Source organism: Thalassovita litoralis (genome assembly GCF_900182725.1).
In the GTDB taxonomy this organism is placed as follows: Bacteria; Pseudomonadota; Alphaproteobacteria; order Rhodobacterales; family Rhodobacteraceae; genus Thalassobius; species Thalassobius litoralis.
On sequence record NZ_FXTO01000006.1, the window covers coordinates 101,373 to 120,035 of the forward strand.

The window sequence follows — 18,663 nt, forward strand, 5'->3', positions numbered from 1 at the left end:
AAATGATGCGTTTTATTTTGCCGCTGGTCCTGCTGGTTGCGGCGCTGCCCGCCCGCGCCGAGGTGAATATCCAAGAGGTGACATCGCCCGGTGGGATCAAGGCGTGGCTGGTGGAAGATCACGAAATCCCCTTTACCGCGCTTGAATTGCGGTTCAAGGGCGGCGCGGTGCTGGACCTGCCCGGCAAGAAAGGGGCAACCAATCTGATGGTTGGCCTGCTAGAGGAAGGTGCAGGGGATCTGGATTCCCGCGCCTTTGCCCGCGCGACCGAAGAATTGGCGGCTGGGTTTTCCTATGACCTGTCGGACGATGTGGTGTCTGTGTCCGCCCGGTTCCTGACCGAAAACCGCGATCAGGCGGTTGGCCTGTTGCGGGACAGCCTGATCAATCCGCGCTTTGACCCTGATGCGATTGACCGGGTACGCCAACAGGTGCTGTCTGGCATCCTGTCCGATGAAAAGAACCCGCGCGATATTGCCTCGAAACAGTTTCGCAAGCTGGTTTATGGCGACCACCCCTATGCGCAGGACCAAAGCGGGACGGTGGACAGCGTTTCGGCGCTGACGCGGGATGATTTGGTGATGGCGCATCGTAATGCGCTGACCCGCGACCGGCTGTATGTGTCGGCGGTGGGGGATATTACACCCGGTGAATTGTCGGCACTGCTGGATCGGTTGCTGGCCGATCTGCCAAAGGCGGGGCCGGAACTGCCCGGTGTGGCAGCGTTGCATTTCCCCGGCGGTGTGCATGTCACCGATTTTGCCACGCCGCAATCCATCGCGCTGTTTGCCCAGCCCGGAATTGACCGCGAAGACCCGGATTTTTTCGCGGCTTATATTCTGGACCTGATTTTGGGTGGTGGATCGTTTGAAAGTCGTCTGATGCAGGAAGTGCGCGAAAAGCGCGGGCTGACGTATGGTGTCTATACCTATCTGGTGGACAAGGAAGGCGCGAAGCTGTGGATGGGGTCCGTGGCGTCCGGGAATGAACGGATCGCGCAGGCGGTGCAGGTGATCCGCGATGAATGGCAGAAAATGCTGGATCATGGCGTGACGCAACAGGAACTGGACGACGCCAAGACCTATTTGACCGGGGCCTATCCGCTGCGGTTTGATGGCAATGCGACGATTGCCAATATCATGGTGGGGATGCAGGCGGACGGGATGCCGATTGATTACATTGCCACCCGCAATGATCAGGTGAATGCCGTGACGCTGGACGATGTGCAGCGCGTGGCGAAGCGCCTGTTGGACCCGGCGAAGCTGACCTTTGTCGTGGTGGGGCAACCCGAAGGATTGCCCGCGAACTAAGCTAAGAAATCTGTCGCTGCGCCCGCTGAACTAAGCTAAAGCGGGCGCATGACACAAAACGCCCCTTTTGAAATCTTCCTTGTTGCCACCCCCGGATTGGAGGCTCCGCTTTGCGCCGAAGCGCAAGAGGCGGGATTTTCCGATGCGCAGGTGATCCCCGGCGGGGTGGTGATGCGCGGGGGCTGGCCGCAGGTCTGGCGTGCCAATCTGGTGCTGCGCGGGGCGACGCGGATTTTGGCGCGGATCGGAGAATTTCGGGCCTTTCATCTGGCGCAACTGGACAAGCGGGCGACGAAATTCGACTGGGCGGCGGTGCTGCGCAAGGACGTGCCAGTGCGGGTCGAGGTGACGTGCAAACGATCCAAGATCTATCACGCGGGCGCGGCCACACAGCGGATCGAAGGCGCGTTAAAGGCCGCAGGCATTCCACTTGCCGAAGATGCCGCGCTGGTGATCAAAACCCGGATTGACGATAATCTGGTCACGTTCAGCGTGGATACCTCGGGGCAGTCGCTACACAAGCGCGGGCATAAGGAAGCGGTGAACAAGGCGCCGATGCGCGAAACCATGGCGGCAATGTTCCTGCGCGAATGCGGATTTACCGGGGATGAACCCGTGTTGGACCCGATGTGTGGGTCCGGCACGTTTGTGATCGAAGCGGCGGAAATCGCGGCGGGGCTGTATCCGGGGCGCACGCGGTCTTTTGCCTTTGAACAACTGGCCAGCTTCGATGCGCAGGTCTGGGCCGATATGAAGGCCAAAGCGCAGGCGCGGGTGCCGGGGGTGTTGTTTCACGGATCAGACCGCGATGCCGGGGCGGTGCGGATGAGCCAGGCCAACGCAGACCGCGCCGGGGTGGCCGATTGGACCCGGTTCCAGATGGCCCCGATCAGCGACATTACCCCGCCTGATGGCCCTGCCGGGCTGATCATGGTGAACCCGCCATATGGGGCGCGGATCGGGAATAAGAAGCCGCTGTTCGGGCTGTACGGGTCGCTGGGAACTGTTCTGAAAGAGCGGTTCAAGGGTTGGCGTGTGGGCATTGTGACCTCGGATAGCGGGCTGGCAAAGGCCACGGCGTTGCCATTCTTGCCCCCCAGCCAACCGATTGCGCATGGTGGCCTGAAGGTGCGGTTGTTCCAGACGAAACCATTATAAGGCGGTGTCGAAACAAGGCGCGATCCGCAAAATAATCCGTTGATAGTTACAAATGTAACAAATATCCCGATCCTCGACAGTATCAAACCCCGGAGGAGGGACATATGAAAATCGAACAGATTCACCACGTCGCCTATCGTTGCAAAGACGCCAAGGAAACCGTCGAATGGTATCGCGATATGCTGAACATGGATTTCGTTCTGGCAATTGCCGAGGATCACGTTCCGTCAACCCATGAACCCGATCCCTATATGCACATCTTCATGGATGCGGGGAACGGCAACGTGCTGGCGTTCTTTGAACTGCCAACCAAGCCGGAAATGGGGCGTGATGAAAACACCCCTGTCTGGGTGCAGCACATCGCGTTCAAGGTCAAAGACCGTGATGAGCTGATCGCGTTCAAAGAGCATCTGGAGGCTAAGGGCGTCGAGGTGCTGGGCGTGACCGATCATTCCATTTTCCATTCGATCTATTTCTTTGATCCGAACGGCCACCGGGTTGAACTGGCCTGCCCGGATCCCAAAGAAGACGAAATGCTGAAACGTCTGGATTCGGTCAAATGGGACATGCTGGAAGAATGGTCGAAAACCAAGAAAGCCCCCAAGCATGCCGAATGGATGCATGCCAAGGAACTGTCTGACGTGTGATCCGGGGTTAACCCTCGCCGTAGGGCACCCAGATGGTTTTAATCTCAGTCGCGGCTTGAAGAAAGTCGCGGCTGTTGTCTGTGGTCCAGTCACGGGCCATGCCGTTGTTCGCCCAAGTCCGTTTCAGGTTCCCGGCGCTGGCCTGTTCGATGCTGGCTGACAGGTCCGAGGACGAGAAAGACCAAACCGCATCTATATCCATGTGGCTGGCCAAGGTGGGGGCCAGATCCGCGTGCGGGCCGGTCAGGATGTTCACCACGCCCCCCGGCACGTCCGATGTGTCCAACACCTGATAGAAATCGGTGGCCGACAGTGGGAATGCCTGACTGGCTGCCAGCACCACGCGGTTGCCCATCGCAATGGCCGGGGCCATGACGGACACCAATCCAAGCAACGGCGATTCATCCGGGCACAGCGCCCCAATCACGCCCACGGGTTCGTTCATCGCCATTGCTACGCCCCGGATTGGCACGGATTTCACTGCCCCATCGTATTTATCGGCCCATGCGGCGGCGCTGAACAGGCGGCTGATAGCGGTGTCCACCTCTTTCCGGCCCTGTTTCCCGCCCATCATTGCGTCAATGCGCGCGGCAAACTCATCGGCGCGGGCCGACAGGTTTTCCCCGATGTAATACAGGATTTGCGCCCGCATATGCGCGGTGGATTTGGCCCAGCCGGACGCCCCGCGCGCAGCTTCGACCGCGTTGCGGATGTCCTTGCGGCTGGCAATCGGGACGTGCCCCAGCAATTTGCCCGTCTTTCCATAGACAGGTTGCGAATACCCGCCATCGGGCCGCGCCTGTTTGCCGCCGATATACAGTTTGGGGGTGCGATCCAGTCCTTCGCCGGTTCCGTCCCCTTCATAGGGCAGGACCGGGGGCAGCGGTTTGGACTTGCCCACAGGACGGGTATAGGCACGCAGCCCTTCCCAGCCCCCTTCGCGCCCGAAGCCGCTTTCGCGGATGCCACCGAACCCGGCGGCGGCGTCGAACAGGTTGGTGGCGTTCACCCAAACCACCCCGGCGGCCAGCTTCGGCGCAATATCCAGCGCAAGGTTCACGTTTTCCGTCCACACCGTCGCGGCCAATCCGTAGCGGGTGTTATTGGCGATCTGCACCGCATCGGCCGGGGTGCGGAACGTGGTGGACACCAGAACCGGGCCAAAGATTTCTTCCTGCATCAGGCGATGGGACGGTTCCAGTCCGGTGATCAGCGTGGGCGGATAGAAACAGCCCTGCGCGGGCATTTGCGCATTTACGCGAAACGTTTCGCCGTCGGTGTTGCCATCCACCATGTCGGTGATCGTTTGCAATTGCACGGGGTCCACGATGGCGCCCACGTCAATACATTTGTCCAGCGGGTCGCCCATGCGCAGGTTGCCCATACGGGTGCGCAGCTTGGCATGGAACCGATCCGCGATGCCCTCTTGGACCAGCAGGCGCGACCCGGCGCAGCAAACCTGCCCCTGATTGAACCAGATGGCATCCACCAGCCCTTCGACTGCGGAATCCAGATCGGCGTCATCAAACACGATATAGGGAGATTTACCGCCCAGTTCCAAGGTCAGGGATTTGCCGCTGCCTGCGGTGGCGATGCGGATCTTGCGGCCCACTTGGGTAGAGCCGGTAAAGGCGATCTTGTCGATACCGGGATGGCGCACGATAATGTCGCCCACGTTCCCATCGCCGGTGACGATATTCACCACCCCGCGCGGCAGCCCGGCCTGTCGGCAAATGTCAGCAAACAGCAGCGCGGTCAGCGAGGTATATTCAGCAGGTTTCAGCACCACGGTATTCCCCATCGCCAACGCGGGGGCCACTTTCCACGCCAGCATCAGCAGCGGGAAATTCCACGGAATGATCTGCCCGCATACGCCAAGGGGCGCATGATCTGGCAGTTCCGTATCCATCAGTTGCGCCATGCCCGCGTGGTAATAAAAATGCCGCTGCGCCAGCGGCACATCAATGTCGCGCGATTCCCGGATGGGTTTGCCATTGTCCAGCGTTTCCAGCACGGCGAACAGGCGAGCGTGTTTCTGCAACAGCCGCGCCAGCGCATACAGATGCCGCGCCCGTCCATGCCCGCCCAGCTTTTCCCATTTCGGCTGGGCCTTGCGCGCGGCGGTTACGGCGGCATCTACATCGGATTGTGTGGCCTGTGTCAGCGTTGCCAGCGTTTCGCCTGTGGCTGGGTTCCTCGACACGAACCCATCCCCCGGTTCGGTAAATGCCCCATCAATGAAATGGCCAAAACGGTCGCCCTGATCCACCAGCCATGCCAATGCCTCGGCGGCGGTTTCGGGGGCTGGGCCATAATCCATGCTGTCGAATATCTCTTTTACGGTCATTTCATCTTGCCCCAAATACTCAAATTCCAGACCTGGCCACAGGCGGCCTAGCCCACGGGATGACGATAGGCGGCAGAATAGGCGCCGGTGACATGGTGTTCCAACTGGCGTTCGATATCTCCCAGCAGGGACGATGCGCCAAAGCGGAACAGGTCAGGGTGCAGCCAGCGATTGCCCAGTTCTTCCTTGATCAGGGACAGATACACCAGCGCGTCCTTGGCCTTGGAAATGCCCCCGGCGGGTTTATAGCCCACGCGGATGCCGGTCCTGTCGTAATAATCCCGAATGGCGCGGATCATCACCAAGGACACGGGCAGGGTGGCGTTCACGCTTTCCTTGCCGGTGCTGGTTTTGATGAAATCCGCCCCTGCCATCATGCAGACAAGGCTGGCGCGGGCCACGTTGCGCAGGCTGCCCAATTCACCCGTGGCAAGGATCGCCTTTACATGGGCATCGCCACAGGCTGCGCGAAAGGTTTTCATTTCATCATATAGCGCCTGCCAGTTGCCGGTCAGTACATGGCGGCGGGAAATCACGATGTCGATCTCATCCGCGCCAGCCTGCACGCTTTGTTCAATCTCGGCCACGCGCAGGTTAAAGGGCGACAGCCCCGCCGGAAACCCGGTGGATACGGCAGCAACAGGAATGCCCGATCCGGCCAGCGCATCCACGGCGGGGGCAATCATGTCGTGATAGACGCAAACCGCCCCCACGGTTAGGCCCTGCATCCCCAGTGCATCCAGAATATCGGCGCGGACGGGTTGGCGGGCCTTGGCGCACAGGCGTTGTACGCGGCCAGCGGTGTCATCCCCGGCCAGCGTGGTCAGGTCGATGCAGGAAATCGCCCGACACAGCCATGCGGCCTGATAGTCCTTTTTCACGCTGCGCCGTCCCGGCAGGGTGGCGGCGCGGCGTTCGATGGCGGATGTGTTGGCCTGCGCGGCGCGGACCCAATCCAGATCCAGCGCCATGCCCGGATTGCGGGGGTCTGTGACCTGCGGCAGATGCGTTTGAATGACGTGGGTATCGGTTTGCACCGGCTTGGTTCCTCTCGCGGTTCCGGGGCAGGGTCGCACGGGGCCGGGGGCTTGGCAAGCGCGGGCGTGGGGTCAGGTCAGCGCGGCATGCAGGGCAATCATGCCTTGTGGGCTGGGGTCGTCGTGACAGGTTGTGGGAACGCCTTGGGCGGTCAGCCCTGCGGCATAGGACGTGGCCAGTTCCGTTGGACCGATCACCGCCACCTGTTGACCCAGCCACCATGCGCGGGCAGCCCCCAGTTCGGCCCCGATCAGGTGGCCTGTCATGGCCTGAGGATCGGTTTCAGCCTGCGCCAGATGCGCGGCCAGACGTTCGGGGCGGGACAGGGTTTCGGCGGTGGCCTGTGGATGCGCCTGTGCAGGAACGTGCAATGCGGTCATCAGCCGGGGGGTCATAAAGGGCTGGAAACCAACCAGCTCACCCGCGCTGATCAGGCACCAATAGCTGTGGGTTGCGGTCAGAAGCAGCGCCACACCATCCCAATTGGGGTGATCCTGCTGAAACCCCACCAGTTGCAGGCGCAGGGGGGCAGGCAGGCGGGATTTTCCATCCGTTAGATCGGTAAACCCGGCATCGGGCAGAAGTTTGGCAGGTAGCTTCGCCGCTTCACGCGTGGGGGCAACAATCAAAACATCCGCTTCGCCCAGCTGTGCAAGGATGGCTTCGGTGTTCAGGCCGTTGGCCGTGGATACGGCCCGCCCGTCGCGGAAGCCCCAGCCCCGGACGCCTGTGTGATCTTCGATAATACCAATCCAGTCGCTCATGCCCCGCAGATAGGTTCTGCGGGGCATGGCGTCAATCATTGTGCGGCAACGGGATGTGGCCGGGTCAGTTTCACCACCGCATCATATTGCGCCAGAAACACCTCGCCGCTCAGCTCATCCAGGAAATGACTGCGCTTCAGGCGGTCCATGACCGGGCCTTTGACCTCGGTCAGGTGCAGTTTGATGTCCAGATCAATCAGGCGGTGGTTGATGGCTTCCAGACTTTCCAGCGCGGACATGTCGATTTCATTTACCGCCGAACACATCAGCACCACATGCCGGATCGGTTCGTCACAGGCGATGCGGTTATAGATGTAGTCCTCCAGAAAACGGGCGTTGGCGAAATACAGGCTTTCATCAATGCGCAGGGTTACGATCTCCGGGTGGGTTTCCACGTCATGCCGCAGGATGTTGCGGAAATGTTGGGTGCCGGGAACCAGCCCTACCTCGGCCACATGCGGGCGCGATGTTTTGTACAGGAACAGCCCGATCGACAGGATCACCCCGGCCGACACGCCCATTTCCACGCCAAAGCCCAGCGTCAGGAAAATCGTGGCGGCCACGGCGGCGAAATCCACTTTCGAGTAATTCCATGTTTTCGACAGGATCGAAAAATCCACCAGCGACAGAACGGCCACGATGATCGTGGCAGCCAGCGTGGCCTTGGGTAAGAAGAACAGCAGAGGTGTCAGCAGCAGCGCGGCCAGCAGGATGCCCACGGCGGTAAAGGCCCCGGCGGCGGGCGTTTCAGCCCCGGCGTCGAAATTCACCACGGACCGGGCGAAACCGCCGGTCACGGGATAGCCCCCTGAAATGGCAGAGGCGATGTTGGACGCCCCCAGCCCCACAAGTTCCTGATCGGGGACGATACGCTGGCGCTTCTTGGCGGCCAGTGTTTGGGCCACCGATACGGATTCCACAAAGCCGATGATCGAAATCAGGATGGCCGACACCAGAAGCGAGGACCACAAATCAGCGTCAAAGGATGGCATGGTCAGCGGCGGCAGGCCCATCGGTACATCGCCCACGATTTTCACGCCTTTGTCATGCAGGCCAAAGGCCCAAGTGACCAATGTGGTGGCAACCACCGCACCGACAGGCCCGGCCTTTGCCAGAATGTCGGCCAGCCGGGGTTTCAGCCCCATTCCCAGCAGCAGCGGTTTTAGCCCCTTGCGAACCCAAAACAGAAAACCCGTGGTGGTCAGACCGATGAACAGGGTAATCGGGTTGGTCAGGTGTTGGTTTTCAAACAGCGAAATCACCAGTTGGACCAGATTATGCCCCTCGGCCTGAATGCCGAACAGATGCTTTAGCTGCGATGTGGCAATCAATACGCCCGACGCGGTGATGAACCCGGCAATCACCGGATGCGACAGGAAATTTGCCAGAAAGCCCAGACGGAATATGCCCATCACCAGCAGGAACAGGCCCGAGATAAAGGCCAGCGTGATTGCCGCAATGGCATATTCCGCGGTGCCTTGCAGGGCCAGATTGCCCACGGCGGCGGCGGTCATCAGCGACACAACAGCCACCGGCCCCACCGCCAGCGCGCGTGATGTGCCAAACACGGCATAGGCCACCAGCGGCAGGATCGAGGCATAAAGCCCCATTTCCGCAGGCAGCCCCGCCAGCAACGCATAGGCCAGCGATTGCGGGATCAGCATGATGGTCACAATGATCGCGGCCACAAGATCGCTGGTCAGGGTGTCCTTGTCATAGGTTTTCGACCATTCCAGAATAGGCAGGTATCGTTCCATAGATTTACGGGTCAGTTGGGGCAAACGCATCAGCCTTTGGTCCTTGACTTGGGAGGGCTTGGGAGGGGGCGTGAAAGAGGTCGGGCGGGGTTGCCCCCGCCCTGTGTGATATGGGCCGCAGTTTAGCGCGCCGAGACTTTTTCAGGTTTCGCCAGCCATTCTTTGCCACGCAGCATTGCCTTCCAATAGACCGGAGGCAGGATTTGCTCTTTCAAAATCCACGCGGCGCGGGTGGGTTTGGTGCCGTCCAGAATCCATTTCGGGAACGAGGGCAGCAATGCCCCGCCATACCCAAATTCCGCCAGCACGATTTTGCCGCGCTCCACCGTCAGCGGGCAAGACCCATAGCCGTTGTAAACTGCGGTGGGCGACTTGCCGAGGATGTCATCCACCAGATTTTCAGCCACGATAGGGGCCTGCATCCGGGCGGCGGCGGCGGTTTTGGCGTTGGGGGCGTTCATGACGTCGCCCAGCGACCAGATGTTATCGTATTCCTTGTGGCGCAGGGTGGATTGATCCACGTCCACCCAGCCCGCAGCATCGGCCAGCGGCGAGACGCGGATGAAATCGGGTGCGGTTTGCGGCGGGCAGACATGCATCATGTCAAACTCTACCTCGACCCGTTCAACGGGGGTGTCGGGTTTGGCTACGTCGAACCATGCCTTTTTCGCGGCCCCATCCACCGCCACCAGATTGTGAAAGAAGTTCAGTTTGGCGTTGTATTTCTTGATGTACTGCTCCAGCGCGGGCACGTAATCCTTGACCCCGAACAGCACACCACCGGCGTTCATGAAATTCACGTCGATATTGTTCAACGTGCCGTTTTTGAACCAGTGGTCGCTGGACAGATACATCGCCTTTTGGGGCGCACCTGCGCATTTGATCGGCATGGGGGGCTGGGTGAACAGGGCGCGGCCCTGTTTCATGCCTTTGACCAGATCCCATGTATAGGGTGCCAGATCGTAGCGATAGTTCGAGGTCACGCCGTTTTTCCCCAGCGTTTCCACCAGACCTTCGACCTTGTTCCAGTCCAGTTTCAGGCCGGGGCAGACAACCAGACGGTCATATTTCACCACGCGGCAGCCATCCAGAACCACGGCATTGTCCTGCGGTTCAAAGGCGGCCACGGCGGATTTGATCCAATGGACGCCCTGCGGGATCAGGCTGCCCATGGTTTTTGCGGTGGTCTGCGCATCAAATACGCCTGCGCCAACCATCGTCCAGCCGGGTTGATAGTAATGGATGTCGGCGGGATCCAGAATGGCGATATCCAGATCGGATTTACGGGCTTTCAGGCTGGCTGCCACAGCGATCCCGGCGGCACCACCGCCCACGATCACCACATCGAATTTTGCATCCCCGGTATCGGTTGGGGTTTTGCCGCCGTTCACGATCCGGCGGACAACGCCTGCCATGTCATAGCCAGCCGCCTTGGTGGCGGCCAGAATGTCGGCAGCGGGTTTATCCTTGGCCACAGCCAGCGACCAAAGTGTCGTCGACCGGGTGCCGGTCCGGCAATAGGCCAGTGTCGGGCCGGGCAATTCCATCATGGCCTTGCCGAAATCGGCGGCGTCGCTGTCTTGTACCTTGCCCGATACGATGGGCAGATAGCGGGTTTGCAACCCGGCGGCCTGCGCTGCGGCGTCGATTTCCTCGAAGGTGGGCTGGTCTGCTGCTTCGCCGTCGGGGCGGTTGCAGATGATCGAACGAAAGCCCAGTTCCACCAGCTTCGCCACGTCTTCGGGCTGAATTTGGACGGCGACGGACAGTTCGTTAGAAATTTTCTTGGGGTCCATGAAACGTTGGGTCCTTTTAGGTCACATCCGGCAGGTATTCAGGCCGACGAAGCGATACAGGGGGCAGGTACGAAGTGCCGAGGTTAATGCCAGCGCCGCGCCAATGGCGGCCACAGCGTATTTTGCTATGTCATTCGTCCAGACCACCCAGTCGGATGCGAAAGGCAGCAGGAAAAATCCGGTGCCAACGACAAGACGGACCAGCCGGTCCAGATTTCCAACATTACAGGTCATGGGGCCTCCTCGGGTGGTGAACATATAAAGTAATGCGAATGTATATTTCAAGGATTCTGTGCTGCATGCGGCGGAATGCCGTGGGATGATTTCCCGGTCTGTCGGATCATGGGGGAATAATGTTGGCCGCCTGGACTGCGCGGCAATAAAAAACCCCCGCCGATGGGCGGGGGTTCGATACTTCGGATACGGGTGGTGCAATCAGTCCAGTTCTTCGGGCAGGGCCAGGTTCAGGATGATCGACAGGCCCGCAGCGGGCAGCAGGCCGCTGGTCAGCAGAATTTGTAGCGTTTTGGGCAGGTGTTGCAGCGCGGAAGGTTCCAGTTGCAGGCCCAGACCCACCGACAGCGACACGGCAAAGATCACCATGTTGCGGCGGTTCCAGTTGACCTCGGACAGCATGTTCACGCCCGCTGCTGCGACCATGCCGAACATGACGATCACACCGCCGCCCAACACATTGATCGGCACGGTGGACACGATGGCCCCGAATTTGGGGATCAGTCCGCAGACGATCAGGAAAATCGCGCCGATGGTGACGACATGGCGGCTCATCACGCCGGTGATGGAAATCAGGCCAACGTTCTGGCTGAACGAGGTGTTGGGCAACCCGCCAAAGATACCGGCAATGGCGGTGCCCAGACCATCGGCAAAGGTTGCGCCGGAAATTTCCTTGTCCGTGGCTTCGCGCCCTGCGCCGCCTTTGGTGATGCCGCTGACATCGCCCACGGTTTCAATCGCCGAAATCACCGCCATGAAACACATGCCGATAATCACCGCGCTGTTAAATTCGACCCCCCATTTGAACGGCATGGGCAGGGCGAACATCGACGCGCGTCCGACATTGCCGAAATTGACCTGCCCCATCACATAGGCGGTGATATAGCCCGCGATCAGGCCAATCAGAACGGCGGCAACGGATGACAGTCCCTTGGTGAAGAACTTGAACCCCAGCGTGACGAAGATCACGACCAGCGCGGGGAACCACATGGCCAGTGACCCGAATTCGGGTTTCCCGATCAGTGGTACGCCGCCAGCGGCGTATTGGATGCCGACCTTGACCAGCGACAGCCCGATCATCAACACAATCAGCCCGGTGACAAGCGGGGGCAGCGCAAAGCGGATTTTGCCAATCACTGTCCCCAGAAAGAAGTGGAAAATCCCGCCGATGACGATGCCGGTCATCAGCCCAGCCAATCCGGCGGTGCCTTGTCCCGCAACGGCGGGGATCATGACGGGCAAAAACGCAAAGGACGTACCCTGAACGATGGGCAGGCGCGCGCCGACCGGGCCAAAGCCGATGGATTGGAACAGCGTGGCAATACCTGCGAACAGCATCGACATTTGGATCATGTAGATCAGGTTCGGAAAATCCGGGCTGTTAGAGCCAAAACCAAACCCCGCCGCCCCCGCGACGATAATGGCCGGGGTCACGTTGCTGGCGAACATCGCCAGAACGTGCTGAATACCCAGTGGCACGGCCTTGGCCAATGGGGGGGTATAATCTGGGTCGCGTAGCTGTTCGGCTGTCCCAAGGCTGGTATGTGTCATCCCTCTTACTCCTGTTGGGGTGTCCCCTTTGCGGGGTTATTTTTCGATTAGATATGGGTCCTTCAGTATGTGTTCCTGAAGGTTCGGCGTTGGGCCGATCCGGTCCACCACGGCAAACAGGCCGGGCGCGTGCAGCGGGGTCAGAACCCCGTGCCATGTGTTGCGGTGAAAATTGATGGCCTGCCCCGGTGCGGCCAGAAAGGCGCGGATGCCGGTGGGGATGCCGTTCAGATCGCTGGCGACGATCACAAGCCATTCATCCATGCTCATCGGGATAAAGGCCTGACTGCCGTCAGGGTGGCGTTCGACCAGATCCAGAACATAGGGCAACCGGCGGGGGTCTGCCTTGAATATGGACAGGCCTGCGCGGCCATCAGGGCCGAAATCCATCTGCGCCCGGTCATTGAACCGGCCACAGAACCCCTGATTGATGATCTTATCCGGCGTGCCTGACGCCTCTAGCACGTCCCCAAAGGGGGCAAAGGCGTCTGCGGTCAATGGTTCGGTTTTGATCGTCTGGGTCATGGTCTGGTCCGTTCGGGTCGCCGGGGGCTGACTGCCCCCGGACCCCCGTGAGTATTTGAGGCAAGATGAAAATCAGAGGCTAAGTTTCGGATGGCGGTTCACGTCCTTGTAAAGAAGGTAACGGAAAGGCTCGTCGCCGGTGGCGATGCAGGCCTGCGGGCAGAAGGCACGCAGCCACATGAAATCACCGGGGCCAACCTCGACCCAATCCTTGTTCAGCAGGTAGCGGGCGGTGCCTTGGAGCACATAAAGCCCGTGTTCCATGATGTGTGTTTCGGCAAAGGGGATGCGCCCGCCGGGGGTGAAGTTCACGATGTTGACGTGAAAATCATGGCGCAGATCCAGAGGATCGGCAAAGCGTTGGGTTTCCCAGATGCCTTCGGTGCCTTCCATCGGGGATTTGGCGACCTCGGTTTCATGAACGACCCGCGCATCGGGGGGCTGGTGGCCGGGCAGCGGCTCAAACCGTTTGCGAATCCAGTGGAACCCACAAGGTTCGTTGCCCGTGTTCCACAAGGTCCAGACCGCGCTGGCCGGGATAAAGGCAAAGTGACCCGGCCGCAGATCATAGGATTCGCGTCCCAGCGTCAGACGGGCATTGCCCTTGGCAATGAAAATCACGGCCTGCGCGTCAGGATCGGGTTCCGGGGCGTTGCTGCCGCCGCCCGGTTGCAGTTCCACCGCATATTGCGCGAAGGTTTCGGCAAATCCGGTCAGAGGGCGGGCCATAATCCACGCCCGTGTATTGATCCAGCCGGGCAGGAAGCTGGTTACGATATCGCGCATCGTCAGGGCGGGGATAACGGCGTATGCGTCAGTAAAAACAGCGGTGCCTTCGGGATTGACCGATTGATCCGGCAGACCGCCGGGGGGGAAGGCGTAGGTGGTCATAGCATATCCTCCAGCCGCAGGCGAGCGATGCGTTCGACCTGTTTGCAGGCCTCGGCAAATTCGGTGTCCGAGTCGTTGTTTACCCGGCGTTTAAAGTTTTCGAGGATCGTGGCTTTTGTGTGGTCGCGCACCGCGATGATGAAGGGAAAGCCGTGTTTCTGAGTATAGGCATTGTTCAACTGGGTGAAATCCTGATGTTCCTGATCGGTCAGCGCATCCAACCCGGCGCTGGCCTGTTCGGCGGTGGATTCGGCAGTCAGGCGTTTGGCTGCCGCCAGTTTTCCGGCCAGATCAGGGTGGGCGCGCAGAACGCCCATGCGTTCATCCGGGGTGGCCGCGCGGAAAATGCGGGTCAGTGCATTATGAACGCCCGCTGGCGAATCGTGCGCTGCACCAAGTTCCAGATCAAAAGCGCGATCCGCGATCCATGCGGAATGTTCAAAGATGCCGCCAAACCGCGCGACAAAGGTTTCGCGATCCATTTGGCTGGGGCGTTCGCTGCGGATATGCGGATGCGATTCAGCCCAGTGGTGGGCGATGTCGATCCGGCGCGGGGTCCAGACATCTGCGAGGCCCTGAATATAGTCGATGAACCGTTTCAGCCCGGCGATTTTACCGGGACGACCGATCAGGCGGCAATGCAACCCGATGCTAAGCATCTTGGGCGATCCGGCCTGTCCCTCGGCGTAAAGCGTGTCAAAGGCGTCTTTCAGGTAGGTAAAGAACTGTTCGCCCGTGATGTACCCCGGCGCAGTGGCAAAGCGCATGTCGTTGGCTTCCAGCGTGTAGGGGATGATCAGCTGATCCCGATCCCCGACTTCCAGCCAATAAGGCAGATCGTCGTCGTAAGTGTCTGATATGTAATCAAACCCGCCTTCCTCGGCGACCAGACGGACGGTATTGGCGGAACAGCGCCCCGTATACCAACCCAAAGGACGTTCGCCCACAACCTCGGTATGCAGGCGGATGGCATCGGCGATGGCGGCGCGCTCTTCCTCCTCGGGCATGTCCTTGTGTTCGACCCATTTCAGCCCGTGACTGGCGATTTCCCAACCGGCGGTTTTCATCGCTTCGACCTGTTCGGGGGATCGGGCCAGAGCGGTGGCAACGCCGTAAATGGTGACGGGAATATTCGCACCAGTAAACAGGCGGTGCAGGCGCCAGAATCCGGCGCGGGCACCGTATTCGTAAATCGATTCCATGTTCCAGTGGCGTTGCCCCTGCCATTGGGCGGCCCCGGCGATGTCAGACAGAAAAGCCTCGGACGCTGCATCGCCGTGCAGGACGCAATTTTCCCCGCCTTCTTCGTAGTTTAGCACAAATTGCACGGCCACCTTGGCCGCGCCGGGCCATTGTACGTTGGGGATGCGGGGGCCGTAGCCGATCATATTGCGTGGGTAACGCTGCATTTTTGACCTCTTTCACTTGTGAAGATTAATACGGCAGCGGGCCCCCTTGCCACTTTCAAGAAATTCTTGAAACACTTTCAGGGGTGTGTCGCGGGGCCGCTGCGCTTATCCTGACGGCAAGATTAGCATAAGTGCCTGAAAAAGGAGCGTTTTCATGTCCGAAGGTTATCTGACAACGCATGTTTTGGATACCGCCAAGGGCTGCCCGGCGGCGGATCTGGAAATCACACTGTACCGGCTGGAAGGCGAGGCACGGGCCGAATTGGCGCGAATGCGGACCAATGCAGATGGCCGGACCGACAGCCCAATCCTGCCGAAAGGGCAAATGAAAACAGGTGTTTACGAGCTGGTGTTTCAGGCTGGGGCGTATCTGGATGCCAGCGGTGCGCCCAAGGAGGAACCGCGGTTTCTGGACGAGGTGCCGATCCGGTTCGGGATTTCGGACGGCGCGGCCCACTACCATGTGCCGCTGCTGATTTCGCCATTCGGGATGTCGACCTATCGGGGCAGCTAAGACGCGATTCGCGCCGCAGGATTGCCCCCCTGTATTTCGCGCCGCGCTGCGCCTATATCTGCCTTCCGATGGACAGCCGTCGCGGGGCAGAGTAGGGAAGGCGCATGGCCAAGCAGAAATCAGATCCGAATTACAAGATCATCGCCGAAAACCGGCGTGCGCGTTACGATTATGCCATCGAAGATGACATTGAATGCGGGATCGTGCTGCAAGGGTCCGAGGTGAAATCCCTGCGCGTCAATTCGGCCAATATCGCGGAAAGCTATGCCTCGGTCGAGGAGGGGGAATTGTGGCTGATCAACGGCTATATCGCCCCCTATGAACAGGCGAAAACCTGGGGTCACGAAGAGCGACGCAGGCGCAAGTTGCTGGTGTCGCGCAAAGAACTGGCGCGGATGTGGAATGCCACCCAGCGCAAGGGGATGACGCTGGTTCCGTTGGTGATGTATTTCAACCACAAGGGGCTGGTGAAGCTGAAGATCGGCATCGCCAAGGGTAAGAAAAACCACGACAAACGCGAGACAGAGGCCAAGCGCGACTGGAGCCGTCAAAAACAGCGATTGCTGAAGGACGGTTAACGCCGGGTAGACTTGTCCTTGCGCCCCCTGCATTGTAGGCAGGTCAAAGCAAAAAACGGGGGCCACGGATGGCATTGGATGATCCGAAGACACTTGTTTCGACCGACTGGTTGGCAGCGCATATGAAAGACCCGGATCTGCGGATTCTGGATGCTTCGATGTTTTTGCCCGGCACTGGCCGCGATGCAAAGGCAGAGTATGAAGCGAAGCACATTCCCGGTGCGCGATTCTTTGATATTGATGAGATCAGCGACCAGCGGTCTGAGCTGCCGCATATGGTGCCCCCGGTTGAAAAATTCATGAGCCGCCTGCGGGCGATGGGCGTGGGTGATGGCCATCAGGTTGTGGTTTACGACAGCCAAGGGGTTTATTCCGCGCCGCGCGTGTGGTGGCTGTTCCGCCTGATGGGGCAGGACAATATCGCCGTGCTGGATGGTGGCCTGCCCAAATGGGAAGCCGAAGGCCGCGAGATCGAGGATTTGCCGCCCATCGTGCGTGACCGCCACATGACCGTGCGTCGCCAGAACCACATGGTAAAGGACGTAACGCAAGTGTCTTCGGCCTCGAAGCTGGGCGATTATGTCATTGTGGATGCACGTTCCGCCGAACGGTTCCGCGGCGAGGTGGAAGAACCGCGCGCAGGGCTGCGCCGGGGGCATATCCCCAGCGCCCGCAACGTGCCGTTCACCGATGTTTTGACCGCTCAGGGGACGATGAAATCCCCCGAAGAATGCCGTGCCATTTTTGAAGCCGCCGGGGTGGACATGGCAAAGCCTGTCATCGCGTCTTGCGGGTCAGGGGTGACAGCGGCGGTTTTGTGCCTTGCGTTGGAACGCACGGGAAAAACCGATCATTCGATTTATGACGGGTCGTGGTCTGAATGGGGGGCTTTCCCCACGCTGCCCGTTGCTACCGGAGAAGCCTGAAAATGTTCAGCAACCTTAAAGAACAACCTGCGGATAAAATCCTTGCGCTGATGCAACTGTTCAAGGACGATCCGCGCCCGACCAAGATCGACCTGGGCGTTGGGGTTTACAAAAACGCCGAGGGCGTGACCCCCGTCATGCGGGCCGTCAAAGCCGCCGAAAAGCAGCTTTGGGAACAGGAAACCACCAAAAGCTATGTGGCGCTGGCAGGCGATCCTGATTTCGCGGATGCAATGATCGGGTTGGTGCTGGGCGATGCCGTGGCGCGGGATACGGTTTCGGCGGCGGCAACGCCGGGCGGAACGGGTGCCTGCCGTCAGGCGTTTGAAATGGTGAAGATGGCGAACCCTGATGTGCGGGTGTTTGTGTCGAACCCAACGTGGCCGAACCACCTGTCGATTCTGAAGTATCTGGGCATCCCGACAGTGGAATACCGCTATTTCGACGCCGAATCGCGCGGCGTGGATTTCGAAGGGATGCTGGCTGATCTGGCTGATGTAAAACCCGGCGATGTGGTTTTGCTGCATGGCTGCTGCCACAACCCGACCGGCGCAAACCTGAACCTGACCCAGTGGCAGGCCGTGGTGGATGTGCTGCTGAAAACCGGCGGCGTGCCGATGATCGACATCGCCTACCAAGGTTTCGGTGATGGGCTGGAAGAAGACGCCGCAGCAACGCGTCTGGTGGCGTCCAGCGTGCCGGAATGTCTGATCGCGGCAAGCTGTTCCAAGAATTTCGGCGTGTACCGGGAACGGACCGGCATCCTGATGGCCGTGGCGCAGGACAAGGGCCTGAAAGGGCTGACCCAAGGTACGCTGAACTATCTGAACCGGCAGAACTATTCCTTCCCGCCGGATCATGGTGCGCGTCTGGTGACGATGATCCTGAATGATCCGGCCCTGCGCAAGGAATGGGCAGACGAGCTGGAGGCGGTGCGCCTGTCGATGCTGGGCCTGCGTCAGCAATTGGCGGACGAATTGCAGCGGCTTTCGGGATCGGATCGTTTCGGGTTCCTGTCGCAGCATCGCGGGATGTTTTCGCGGCTGGGAACGACGCCGGACATGGTGGAACGCCTGCGGGCTGAACATGGGATTTACATGGTGGGCGATTCGCGGCTGAACATTGCCGGTCTGAATGCGCAAACCGTGCCGATTCTGGCCAAGGCAATCGTAGATACCGGCATCTAAGCCGATCTGGCGGCCCATCATGGGCCTTGAT

At 59.9% G+C, this 18,663-nt stretch carries 17 protein-coding genes; 7 read left to right on the forward strand and 10 right to left on the reverse strand.

Annotated features, from left to right (window positions below; translation table 11 throughout):
* The first annotated feature begins 2 nt into the window (after positions 1–2).
* The 3 genes from FN828_RS07130 to FN828_RS07140 all read left to right on the forward strand — a co-directional run bounded on the left by FN828_RS07130 (position 3) and on the right by FN828_RS07140 (position 3,115).
* Entirely contained in the window at positions 3–1,310 is a 1,308-nt protein-coding gene (locus tag FN828_RS07130) for a M16 family metallopeptidase (protein ID WP_142492793.1), read from the forward strand.
* A gap of 48 nt (positions 1,311–1,358) precedes the next feature.
* Positions 1,359–2,468 (forward strand): THUMP domain-containing class I SAM-dependent RNA methyltransferase, encoded by a 1,110-nt coding sequence (locus FN828_RS07135; protein ID WP_142492722.1) that lies wholly within the window; start codon positions 1,359–1,361, stop codon positions 2,466–2,468.
* Between the two features lie 104 nt (positions 2,469–2,572).
* Positions 2,573–3,115 (forward strand): VOC family protein, encoded by a 543-nt coding sequence (locus FN828_RS07140; protein WP_142492723.1) that lies wholly within the window; start codon positions 2,573–2,575, stop codon positions 3,113–3,115.
* 7 nt (positions 3,116–3,122) lie between these two features.
* On the opposite strand, the gene FN828_RS07145 is transcribed toward FN828_RS07140, so the two are convergent.
* From FN828_RS07145 to puuE, 10 genes are all read right to left on the reverse strand, one after another.
* Positions 3,123–5,462 (reverse strand): aldehyde dehydrogenase family protein, encoded by a 2,340-nt coding sequence (locus tag FN828_RS07145; RefSeq protein ID WP_142492724.1) that lies wholly within the window; start codon positions 5,460–5,462, stop codon positions 3,123–3,125.
* A 47-nt stretch (positions 5,463–5,509) separates the two neighbouring features.
* Positions 5,510–6,499, reverse strand: a complete 990-nt coding sequence (gene deoC, locus FN828_RS07150; protein ID WP_408033797.1) for a deoxyribose-phosphate aldolase — start codon at positions 6,497–6,499, stop codon at positions 5,510–5,512.
* A 72-nt stretch (positions 6,500–6,571) separates the two neighbouring features.
* The gene (locus tag FN828_RS07155) at positions 6,572–7,291 is read right to left on the reverse strand and encodes a 2-dehydro-3-deoxygalactonokinase (RefSeq protein ID WP_185958961.1); all 720 of its coding nucleotides are present in this window, start codon (positions 7,289–7,291) and stop codon (positions 6,572–6,574) included.
* An 8-nt stretch (positions 7,292–7,299) separates the two neighbouring features.
* Complete coding sequence (locus FN828_RS07160; protein ID WP_142492726.1) at positions 7,300–9,051, reverse strand: SulP family inorganic anion transporter; 1,752 nt, start codon at positions 9,049–9,051, stop codon at positions 7,300–7,302.
* Between the two features lie 92 nt (positions 9,052–9,143).
* On the reverse strand, positions 9,144–10,817 hold the full coding sequence (locus FN828_RS07165; protein ID WP_142492727.1) for a bifunctional protein tyrosine phosphatase family protein/NAD(P)/FAD-dependent oxidoreductase: 1,674 nt from the start codon (positions 10,815–10,817) through the stop codon (positions 9,144–9,146).
* Positions 10,818–10,838: 21 nt separating this feature from the next.
* Entirely contained in the window at positions 10,839–11,051 is a 213-nt protein-coding gene (locus FN828_RS07170; RefSeq protein WP_185958962.1) for a YgaP family membrane protein, read from the reverse strand.
* Positions 11,052–11,252: 201 nt separating this feature from the next.
* Complete coding sequence (locus FN828_RS07175) at positions 11,253–12,602, reverse strand: uracil-xanthine permease family protein (RefSeq protein ID WP_142492729.1); 1,350 nt, start codon at positions 12,600–12,602, stop codon at positions 11,253–11,255.
* A 36-nt stretch (positions 12,603–12,638) separates the two neighbouring features.
* Complete coding sequence (locus tag FN828_RS07180; protein ID WP_142492730.1) at positions 12,639–13,127, reverse strand: ureidoglycolate lyase; 489 nt, start codon at positions 13,125–13,127, stop codon at positions 12,639–12,641.
* A gap of 72 nt (positions 13,128–13,199) precedes the next feature.
* Positions 13,200–14,018: a bifunctional allantoicase/(S)-ureidoglycine aminohydrolase gene (locus FN828_RS07185; protein WP_142492731.1), complete on the reverse strand. Its 819-nt coding sequence runs from the start codon at positions 14,016–14,018 to the stop codon at positions 13,200–13,202.
* Positions 14,015–15,427 (reverse strand): allantoinase PuuE, encoded by a 1,413-nt coding sequence (gene puuE / locus FN828_RS07190; RefSeq protein WP_142492732.1) that lies wholly within the window; start codon positions 15,425–15,427, stop codon positions 14,015–14,017. Before puuE ends, FN828_RS07185 begins: the two co-directional genes overlap by 4 nt.
* 154 nt (positions 15,428–15,581) lie before the next feature.
* Between puuE and uraH the strand changes: the two genes are divergently transcribed.
* The 4 genes from uraH (at position 15,582) to FN828_RS07210 (ending at position 18,632) form a co-directional block, all read left to right on the forward strand.
* Positions 15,582–15,941, forward strand: coding sequence for a hydroxyisourate hydrolase (gene uraH, locus FN828_RS07195; RefSeq protein WP_142492733.1), 360 nt, complete (start codon positions 15,582–15,584; stop codon positions 15,939–15,941).
* A gap of 104 nt (positions 15,942–16,045) precedes the next feature.
* Positions 16,046–16,519, forward strand: a complete 474-nt coding sequence (gene smpB, locus FN828_RS07200; protein ID WP_142492734.1) for an SsrA-binding protein SmpB — start codon at positions 16,046–16,048, stop codon at positions 16,517–16,519.
* 68 nt (positions 16,520–16,587) lie between these two features.
* Positions 16,588–17,445, forward strand: a complete 858-nt coding sequence (gene sseA / locus FN828_RS07205) for a 3-mercaptopyruvate sulfurtransferase (protein ID WP_185958963.1) — start codon at positions 16,588–16,590, stop codon at positions 17,443–17,445.
* A gap of 2 nt (positions 17,446–17,447) precedes the next feature.
* On the forward strand, positions 17,448–18,632 hold the full coding sequence (locus FN828_RS07210) for an amino acid aminotransferase (RefSeq protein ID WP_142492735.1): 1,185 nt from the start codon (positions 17,448–17,450) through the stop codon (positions 18,630–18,632).
* Positions 18,633–18,663 lie beyond the last annotated feature (31 nt).

Excerpts from the sequence above, each read along its gene's own strand:
- FN828_RS07130 (WP_142492793.1), top strand. The coding sequence starts at position 3 with ATGATGCGTTTTATTTTGCCGCTGGTCCTGCTGGTTGCGGCGCTGCCC.
- FN828_RS07135 (WP_142492722.1), top strand. The coding sequence starts at position 1,359 with ATGACACAAAACGCCCCTTTTGAAATCTTCCTTGTTGCCACCCCCGGA.
- FN828_RS07140 (WP_142492723.1), top strand. The coding sequence starts at position 2,573 with ATGAAAATCGAACAGATTCACCACGTCGCCTATCGTTGCAAAGACGCC.
- FN828_RS07145 (WP_142492724.1), bottom strand. The coding sequence starts at position 5,462 with ATGACCGTAAAAGAGATATTCGACAGCATGGATTATGGCCCAGCCCCC.
- FN828_RS07155 (WP_185958961.1), bottom strand. The coding sequence starts at position 7,291 with ATGCCCCGCAGAACCTATCTGCGGGGCATGAGCGACTGGATTGGTATT.
- FN828_RS07160 (WP_142492726.1), bottom strand. The coding sequence starts at position 9,051 with ATGCGTTTGCCCCAACTGACCCGTAAATCTATGGAACGATACCTGCCT.
- FN828_RS07165 (WP_142492727.1), bottom strand. The coding sequence starts at position 10,817 with ATGGACCCCAAGAAAATTTCTAACGAACTGTCCGTCGCCGTCCAAATT.
- FN828_RS07170 (WP_185958962.1), bottom strand. The coding sequence starts at position 11,051 with ATGACCTGTAATGTTGGAAATCTGGACCGGCTGGTCCGTCTTGTCGTT.
- FN828_RS07175 (WP_142492729.1), bottom strand. The coding sequence starts at position 12,602 with ATGACACATACCAGCCTTGGGACAGCCGAACAGCTACGCGACCCAGAT.
- FN828_RS07180 (WP_142492730.1), bottom strand. The coding sequence starts at position 13,127 with ATGACCCAGACGATCAAAACCGAACCATTGACCGCAGACGCCTTTGCC.
- FN828_RS07185 (WP_142492731.1), bottom strand. The coding sequence starts at position 14,018 with ATGACCACCTACGCCTTCCCCCCCGGCGGTCTGCCGGATCAATCGGTC.
- puuE (WP_142492732.1), bottom strand. The coding sequence starts at position 15,427 with ATGCAGCGTTACCCACGCAATATGATCGGCTACGGCCCCCGCATCCCC.
- uraH (WP_142492733.1), top strand. The coding sequence starts at position 15,582 with ATGTCCGAAGGTTATCTGACAACGCATGTTTTGGATACCGCCAAGGGC.
- smpB (WP_142492734.1), top strand. The coding sequence starts at position 16,046 with ATGGCCAAGCAGAAATCAGATCCGAATTACAAGATCATCGCCGAAAAC.
- sseA (WP_185958963.1), top strand. The coding sequence starts at position 16,588 with ATGGCATTGGATGATCCGAAGACACTTGTTTCGACCGACTGGTTGGCA.
- FN828_RS07210 (WP_142492735.1), top strand. The coding sequence starts at position 17,448 with ATGTTCAGCAACCTTAAAGAACAACCTGCGGATAAAATCCTTGCGCTG.